Source organism: Patulibacter sp. NPDC049589 (assembly GCF_040675535.1).
GTDB lineage: Bacteria > Actinomycetota > Thermoleophilia > Solirubrobacterales > Solirubrobacteraceae > Patulibacter.
This window is the reverse complement of record NZ_JBFAPC010000216.1, coordinates 1-7,791: the sequence shown is the minus strand read 5'-3', so window position 1 is coordinate 7,791 and position 7,791 is coordinate 1. Positions and strand designations below refer to the sequence as shown.

General features: G+C 75.3%; 5 protein-coding genes and 2 pseudogenes. 2 read left to right on the top strand and 5 right to left on the bottom strand.

The window, feature by feature from the left end:
- A pseudogene (locus AB0L40_RS25155) lies at nucleotides 1-823 on the bottom strand (hypothetical protein); the annotation flags it as partial.
- A 329-nt stretch (nucleotides 824-1,152) separates the two neighbouring features.
- On the opposite strand from AB0L40_RS25155, the gene AB0L40_RS25150 reads away from it, so the two are divergent.
- A complete protein-coding gene (locus AB0L40_RS25150; RefSeq protein WP_364361106.1) occupies nucleotides 1,153-2,700 on the top strand; it encodes an AMP-binding protein in 1,548 nt (515 codons plus the stop codon).
- A gap of 376 nt (nucleotides 2,701-3,076) precedes the next feature.
- Here the strand turns inward: AB0L40_RS25150 and AB0L40_RS25145 are convergent, their stop codons facing one another.
- From AB0L40_RS25145 to AB0L40_RS25130, 4 genes are all read right to left on the bottom strand, one after another.
- Nucleotides 3,077-3,625 carry a thermonuclease family protein gene (locus tag AB0L40_RS25145; protein ID WP_364361104.1) on the bottom strand — a complete coding sequence of 183 codons (549 nt, stop codon included), beginning with the start codon at nucleotides 3,623-3,625 and terminating at the stop codon, nucleotides 3,077-3,079.
- A 205-nt stretch (nucleotides 3,626-3,830) separates the two neighbouring features.
- Complete coding sequence (locus tag AB0L40_RS25140; protein WP_364361102.1) at nucleotides 3,831-4,553, bottom strand: SDR family NAD(P)-dependent oxidoreductase; 723 nt, start codon at nucleotides 4,551-4,553, stop codon at nucleotides 3,831-3,833.
- Nucleotides 4,550-5,311 carry an SDR family oxidoreductase gene (locus tag AB0L40_RS25135; protein WP_364361108.1) on the bottom strand — a complete coding sequence of 254 codons (762 nt, stop codon included), beginning with the start codon at nucleotides 5,309-5,311 and terminating at the stop codon, nucleotides 4,550-4,552. The genes AB0L40_RS25140 and AB0L40_RS25135 overlap by 4 nt, the downstream gene beginning before the upstream one ends.
- Before the next feature lie 76 nt (nucleotides 5,312-5,387).
- Nucleotides 5,388-6,509: a DUF5938 domain-containing protein gene (locus tag AB0L40_RS25130; protein ID WP_364361100.1), complete on the bottom strand. Its 1,122-nt coding sequence runs from the start codon at nucleotides 6,507-6,509 to the stop codon at nucleotides 5,388-5,390.
- Between the two features lie 295 nt (nucleotides 6,510-6,804).
- Here AB0L40_RS25130 and AB0L40_RS25125 point away from each other — a divergent pair.
- Nucleotides 6,805-7,791 (top strand): annotated as a pseudogene (locus tag AB0L40_RS25125) (hypothetical protein); the annotation flags it as partial.

The window sequence follows — 7,791 nt, the reverse complement described above, 5'->3', positions numbered from 1 at the left end:
CGTCGGCGCCCGCCGCGGCGGCGACGACGTCGGCGCCGGTCAGCGCGCGGCGCAGCCGGTCCATCGTGGCCGGGCCGACCGGGTCGGCGACGGCGAGCCAGAGGCCCCAGTCGCCGAGCCCCTCGCGGTGGGGGAGGACGGCGAGCGCGGAGACCGCCCGGCGCAGGTGGTCGACGAGCGCGTCCGGGCAGGCCGACGCGCCGAGCCGGACGACGACGAACGCGTGGTGGGCGTCCAGCGGGTAGCCGAGGACGCGCTGGGCCTCGTCGGCCGGGACGTCCTCGTCGGTCGCGGCGATCCGGCGCAGGACCGTCTCGCGCAGGTGCTCCGCGCCGCTGGCCCGCTCGGCGGCGACCGCCTGGTAGGCGTCGCCGACGGGCTCCAGCACGTGGCCGATGTAGTCGAAGAGCTGCTCGCTGGGGCGCTCGAGGTAGGACTCCAGCCGGGTGCCGCTGGTGCGGGCGTGCTCGCGGGCGGTCCGGAACCACGCGGCCCAGAAGCGGTTCTGGCCCGAGCGGTACGCGCGTTCGAGCATCGTCTGCGGGAGCCGCAGCTCGGCGGCCGCGCCGGCGAGCTCCAGCGCGCCGTCGGTCGGCCGCGTCTGGTCCACGCGCACACGCCCGGCGAGGACCTCGCGGATGTTGGCGAGATTGCCGTGGGTGCTGCGCGCCACCAGGTCCGAGAACTCGCGGTCCGCGCGGCGGCCCCCGAAGACGTCGCGCATCAGCGCGTCGGAGAGGTCCTGCGTCAGCTCGTCGAGGTCCAGCCCGGTCGCCGCGTCCACGACGGCGTCGGGGCCCTCGGTCATCGCCGTCCCGGTCATCTCGCTCCCTCGTCGGTCGGTCCCGCGCGGCCACGCGGACCCGGGGCCGGTCCCGTCCCACCGGGGACGACCCCGACTCCGAACCTAGGCCCGGTGCCTGTGGCGGTGCATGTGCTCGCGTCACATGGACGGGTCGGGGTCGTGGGTCGGGGGCGACGGGGGCCGTCCACGGATCGCGCGCCGGTCGTCCGCGGACGGACGCCCCCGGCCGCACCGTCCCCGGGGGCCGACGGGCGCGGGCGGCGTTCACGGATCGCGACAACCGCGCGCTCGTCGCGCCACGCGGTGCGTCATTCACGGCTCGCGCGTCCGGGCGTAGGCTCGCGCCCGTGCCCTCCACGCTGATCCACCAGACCGTCGGCGACCTGCTCGATCGCGCGACCCGCGCCTTCGTCGACCGCGACGCGATCGTCCACGGGGAGGAGCGCCTGACCTTCGGCGCCTTCGGCGACGCGGTGCGCCGGGCGGGCCTCGTCTTCGGCTCCCTGGGCCTCGCGCCGAGCGACCGCGTGGCGATCCTCTCCGCGGACCGCACCGACCTGCTCGTCGCGTTCTACGGGACGCTGGCCGCGGGCTTCGCGGTGTCGCCGCTGAACGCGCGGATGTCCGAGGAGGACCACCTCTGGATCGTCGGCGACTCGGGCGCGAAGGTCCTGATCCACGACGGCGCGTTCACCGAGCGCGCCGGCCGGATCGCCGCGGAGACGGGCGCCCGCCTGGTCTCCCTCGACGACGACGGGCCCGACGGGTTCCAGGCCCTGCTGGCGGCGCAGCCCGCGGAGGGCGTGGCGGGCTCGCCGGAGCCCGGCGACCTGGCGGCGATCTTCTACACCGGCGGCACGACCGGCCGGCCGAAGGGCGTCGAGCACTCGCAGCAGAGCCTCGTCATGTCGTTCCTCTCCGAGGCGCTGGAGATGGGCCTCTACGACCGGACGGTCTTCGCCCACGCCGCGCCCCTGACGCACTCGAGCGGCATGTTCTGCGTGCCGGTGTGGATGCGCGGCGGCACGAACGTGATCCTCGGCGGCTTCGACCCGGCGCAGATGCTCGCGGCGATCGAGCGCGACCGCATCACCTCGATGCTCGTCGTGCCGACGATGCTCTACGTCCTGCTGGACCACCCGGACTTCGCGACGCGCGACCTCTCGTCGCTGCAGACCGTGATCTACGGCGCCGCGCCGATGGGCCGCGAGCGGCTGCTGCAGGCGATCGACCGCCTCGGCCCGATCTTCGTGCAGCTCTACGGGCAGACCGAGGCGCCGAACCAGATCTGCGCGTTGACCGCCGCGGACCACGCCGACGCGATCGCGCGGGGCGACCTGGACGTGCTGTCCTCGTGCGGCCGGCCGGTGACGATCGCCGACGTGCGCGTCGTCGACGACGAGGGAGGCGAGGTCCCGGTCGGCGAGCGCGGCGAGATCATCTGCCGCGGCCCCCACGTGATGACGAGCTACTGGAACAAGCCCGAGCAGACGGCGGAGACGCTGATCGACGGCTGGCTCCACACCGGCGACATCGCCACGGTCGACGCGCGTGGCTTCCTCCGGATCGTCGACCGCAAGAAGGACATGCTGATCTCGGGCGGGTTCAACGTGTACCCGAAGGAGGTCGAGACCTGCCTCTTCCAGCACCCGCACGTGCGCGACGCCTGCGTGATCGGGGTCCCGGACGAGAAGTGGGGCGAGGCGGTCAAGGCGATCGTGGTCACCGACGGCGAGGTCGAGCCCGCCGAGCTGATCGCCTGGGTCAAGGAGCGCAAGGGCTCGGTGATGGCCCCGAAGACGGTCGACCTCGTCGACGCGATCCCCCTGACGGCCGTCGGCAAGCACGACAAGCCGTCGCTGCGGAAGCAGTACGCGGCGGCCGCGACCGCCTGAGGACCGGGCGGGCCGGTCGGCGGCGGCGGTCGGCGGCGGGAGACCGAATCGGTGCGCCGCGAGGGCCGCCGGTGCGCCTCCACCGCTGCGCTGGGCGCGTGGCCGCCCCAGCCACCGGCCCAGAACGGCCGCCCGAACCACCCTCACCCTGAGCCGCCATGTCTGTGGTGAATGGATCCAGTCACTGGTGACATGGAGTTCGGGGGCGCACGCTGTCCTGGAACGACGTCGCCGATTCGGTCCCGCGGCCCGGACAGCGGATCGCTCCCCCGGCGTCGCTGTCGCCGGACGGTCGCCGGTCGCGCGTCACCCCGGCGCCGCTGTCGCCGGGCCGTCGCCGGACGCGCGTCACCCCGGCTGATCGGGACCTGGCCGGCTACCGCCCGCCGCGCCCGAACCCGCCGCACAGCCGCCACACGCCGGCGTCGTCGTCGCGGGCGCGGTCCGCGACGCGGCGGATGCGGCGGTTGGCGGCCGCACCGCCGTCGGCGGCCGGGACCCGGAAGGGCTTCGCCCACCCGGCCACGACCAGCTGCTCGTCGACGCTGCGGCCGTCGAGCGCGAGCTCGGCGACGGAGCGGCCGAAGCGGTCGTGGTCCTCGCCACCGGGCCGGCGCAGGGTCACGTCGCGGCCGTCGACCAGGCGGCGCAGGAACGTCGCGGCCTCGGTGCCGCCGCACTCGGTCCGTCCGTAGCGGGTGGTCGACGACTCGGGGGCGTCGGCGAGCGCCAGGCGTACGGTCTCGTCGTCGCCGGACCGCGTCCGGACGTGCACGGTGTCGCCATCGACGACGCGGGTGACGCGGGCCTGGGCCGCCGCTCCCGGGTCATCACCGACTGCGTCGCCGCCGCAACCGGCCGCGCCGGTCGCAAGGACGACGGACGCGGTGAGGGCCGTCCGCAGGGCCCGGGTGTCGCTCGTCATCGGTCGGACGCTAGCCCACGGTTCGTCCCCGTCTCCGTCGCCGTCGCGCGCCCCGGCCGGGCGCCGGCCCCGCGGTCGATCCCGGACACCGTGTGGCCGACGTTCGACCGCGCCCCGGCCGGGCCGCGGGCCCGTGGTCGATCCCGGACACCGTGTGGCCGACGTTCGACCGCGCCCCCTCGGCGCCGGTCGACCGTCGGGGTCCTCAGACCAGCGCCCCGTACAGGCCGCCGTCCATCACGTACGCGCCCGACGTGCAGAAGCTCGCGCGGTCGGACGCGAGGAAGAGCACCGTGTCGGCGATCTCCTCGGCCGTGCCGAGCCGGCCCTGGCGCGCGTTGATGACGTCCTGGACGGGCATCCCGATCGCGTCCGTCAGCTCCTGCTCGTGCGAGGAGACCATGTCCGTGCCGGCGAAGCCCGGGCAGACGCAGTTGACGCGCACGCCGAAGTCCCGCAGCTCGGCACCGAGGGTCTTCGTCAGGCCCACCACGCCGTGCTTGGACGCGCCGTACGCGCCGATCAGCGGCGCGCTGCGCAGGCCGGTGACCGACGCGATGTTGACGATCGAGCCCTTCCCCGCCTGCGCCATGACCTTGGCGGCCTCGCGCGCCGTCACGAAGACGCCGTCGAGGTTGATCGCCATCAGCTCGCGCCACTCGGCCAGCGAGGTCTCGGTCAGCGGCTTGACGAACGCCACCCCGGCGTTCGGCACGACGATGTCGAGCCGGCCGTGCTGCTCGGCGGTCTCGGCGACGACGCGCGCCACGGCGGCCTCGTCCCGGACGTCGAGCACGACGTCGGTCCCGGCGATGTCGGTCCGCACGACCGTCGCGCCCTCGCGCTCCAGCGCGGCGGCGACCGCGGCGCCGATGCCCCTGCCGGCCCCGGTGACGAGGGCGACGCGGCCCTCCAGCTCGCCGCTCACAGCAACCCCTCCACGAGTCCGCCGTCGAGCACGTTGGCGGTGCCCGTCGTCCATCGGGCGTCGTCCGACGCCAGGAACGCGACCATCTCCGCGACCTCCTCCGACGTCCCGAGACGTCCCTGCTTGATCTTCACGACGTCGCCGAACGGCAGGCCGACCGCGGCCTCGAACGGCTTGACCAGGCGGTCGACCATCGCGGTGCCGACGAACGCCGGGCAGACCGCGTTGACGCGGATGCCGGCGGCGCGCAGCTCGATCGCCGCGACCTCCGTCAGCCGGATGACCGCGCCCTTGGACGCGCAGTACGCGCCGAGCAGCGGCGCGCCGCCCAGGCCCGCGACGGATGCCATGTTCACGATCGCGCCCCCGCCGGACTCGACCAGCGCGGGGACCGCGGCCTTGATGCCGAGGAACGTGCCGGTGACGTTGATCTTCATCAGCCGGTCGAACTCGTCCTCGCCGGTCTCGGTCAGCGGCTTGCCGATCTCGATGCCGGCGTTGTTGACGAGGACGTCGAGGCCGCCGAACGCGTCGCGGGCGGTGCCGACGGCGGCCTCCCACTGCGCGGCGACGGTGACGTCGTGCGTGACGGCGACGGCCCGGTCGCCGAGCGCGGCGGCGACCGACTCCGCGCCGGCGCCGTCGACGTCGGCGACGACGACGCTCGCGCCCTGGGCGACGAACAGCTCGGTCGTCGCGCGGCCGAGGCCGGCCGCGGCGCCGGTGATGAGGGCGCGCTTGCCCTCGAGGCTGGAGATCACGGGATCCTCCGGACGCCGTGGGTGGTGGACGTGCTCATGGGGCGCTCCTCCTCGTTCCGCGTGGTCGCGGGCATCAGTCGCGGACGACGATCGGCTCGCCGGTCAGGCCGTACTGCTGCAGGACGTCGAGCAGGCGCCGGTGGCCGAAGGCCTGGCAGCCGGACGCGAACCCGACCGTGTTCGGCCTCTGGCGCAGCAGGTGCAGCGCGCCGTAGGCCTGCAGGAGCCCCGTCTGCTTGTAGTTCGAGTTGCCGCGCAGCACGACGTGCGCGTGGTGCAGCGGGCCCGTCGCGTGGACGGAGTCCATCGAGCGGTTGAAGCCCGTCATCTCGCGCGGCGGCATCGGCGCGGCGTTGGCGGCGGCCATCTCGTCGAGCTTCGCGCGCTGCTCGGACTCGGGCAGCGGGCGGATCGCCTGGTCGACCGCCTGCGAGATCTGGAGCACGACCTGCATCAGGCCGCGGTTGTAGACGCCGCCGAGCGAGCTAACGTCGCCCACGCGCGGGTCGTCCTTGTACCAGACCGGCAGCGACGTGCCGCCCCACGGCAGCGTCAGCGCGGTCTCGTGCTGGCCCGGGAAGCTGACCTCGTAGAGCTGCGTGCCCTCCCACGCGACGTACTCGCCGCCCTCGAGCTTGTACGGGGTCGACAGGAGGTTCGAGAAGATCGTCTCGGTCGACGCCGTGGTCGGCGCGCCCTTCCAGAGGACGACGGTGTCGAGCGAGTCGTAGCCCGGCTGCTCGAGCGCGATCTCGGCCGCGATCTCGCCGGTCGTGTACATCTGCGCGATGCCCGGGGCGAGCAGCAGGCCGGCCTCCTCGAACGCCGCGCCGTGGCGCTCCTGCGCCGCGAGGACCCAGTTCTGCTCGCCGGTGGTGTCGAGGTAGTGGCAGCCGGTGGCCAGGCAGGCCTCGACGACCTCGTGGCCGAGGTCCGCGAACGGGCCGACGGTGTTCAGGACGACCTTCGCGCCCTCGAACAGCTCGGTCAGCGCCGCGACGGTGTGCTCGACGGCGGCGACCTCGTAGACGCCGGTGTCGGCGACGCCCGGGACGCGACCTACGACCTCCTGGAGGCGGTCGGCGTTGCGGCCGGCGGCCACGAACGGGATCCGCAGCTCGCGCAGGTACTCGACGATCAGGCGGCCGGTGTAGCCGCTGGCGCCGTAGACGACGACGGGGTGCTTGCTGGGCATTGGTGCGCTCTCTCCTCGCGGGGGGCCGGACCGCGCGTCGGGCGACGCCGGCCCCGGCCGGGGCTTCGGGGTGGTGTTCGGGCACCTCGGAGGCGCGGGCTGCCCGCGCGGCCGGTCGGTGTCCTCTGCGCCGACCGTCCCAGGGGGACAGCGACACGCGCGTGTCGGATCGCCCGGGTCCTGCGGCGCCCGCGTGTCGGTATCCCACGGACATGGCGGATCCCGGGAGCACCGGCGAGCGCCGATCACGGCATCGGTGATGGCCGGTCGCCCAGGTCGCGCGTAGCGTCTGCTCGTGCACGCGCCCCCGGAGCTCCTGGTCGTCGCCGCGCCGCCGGACGAGGAGGCCGCGCGCCCGGACCCGGTCCACGCGACGCCGGACCGGCGCGAGACGACCGCGCGGCCGGTCGCGGGGGGCGACCCGCGCGACATCGCCGGCCCGCCGGCGCCGCGCGACGCCTCCGGCCCGACGGCGTCCCGCGCCCCGCGGGTCGAGCGGCTCGCCGCCGTCCTGTCGGCGACGGCGCTCGCGGCGGACGTCTGTGCGACGATCGCCACCGAGGTCTTCCCGGACCGCGGCGAGGACCCCGCGTTCCGGTCGCTGCTGGCGTCGTGCGTCGGCGAGAACGTCGGGGCCGTGGTCGGGCTCTGGGGCGGCCGGCTCGCCCTCGACGACGTCGCGCCCGAGCACGCGCTCGCGTTCGCGCGGACCGCCGCCGAGGCCCGGATCCCGCTCGGGACCCTCGAGCGCACCTACTGGATCGGCGCCGGCCGGCTGTGGGACGCGTGGGTCGACGTGGTCGCCGCCGCGGAGCCCGCGCCGCACGAGCTGCGGGCGCTGATCGCCGCGCCGGGACGGCTGCTCTTCGCCTACGTCGACCGGGTGCTCGCGGGGGTGGTCCCCTGCTACGAGGCGACCCGCGCGAGCATGGCGCGCCGCGTCGACGACCTCCGCCGCGCCGCGCTGGACGACCTGCTCGCCGACGACGGGCCCGCCGACCCGCGCTGGGAGGCGACGCTCGGCTACCGCCTGGGCAGCGAGCACCTGGCCGTCCTCGTCGAGCCCGAGGGCCGGGTCCCGCGCGAGACCCTCGCCCGGCGGATCGCCGACGCCGCCGGCGCGACGGGCACGATGCTGCGCGACGAGGAGGGCGGGGCGTGGGTGCTCTGGCTCGGCCGCGCGGACGGCTTCGACGGGGACGCCGGCGCGCGGCTCCGGGAGCACCTCTCGGGGGTCGCGGGGCGCGTCGCGGTCGGCGAGCCCGCCGCGGGCGTCGACGGC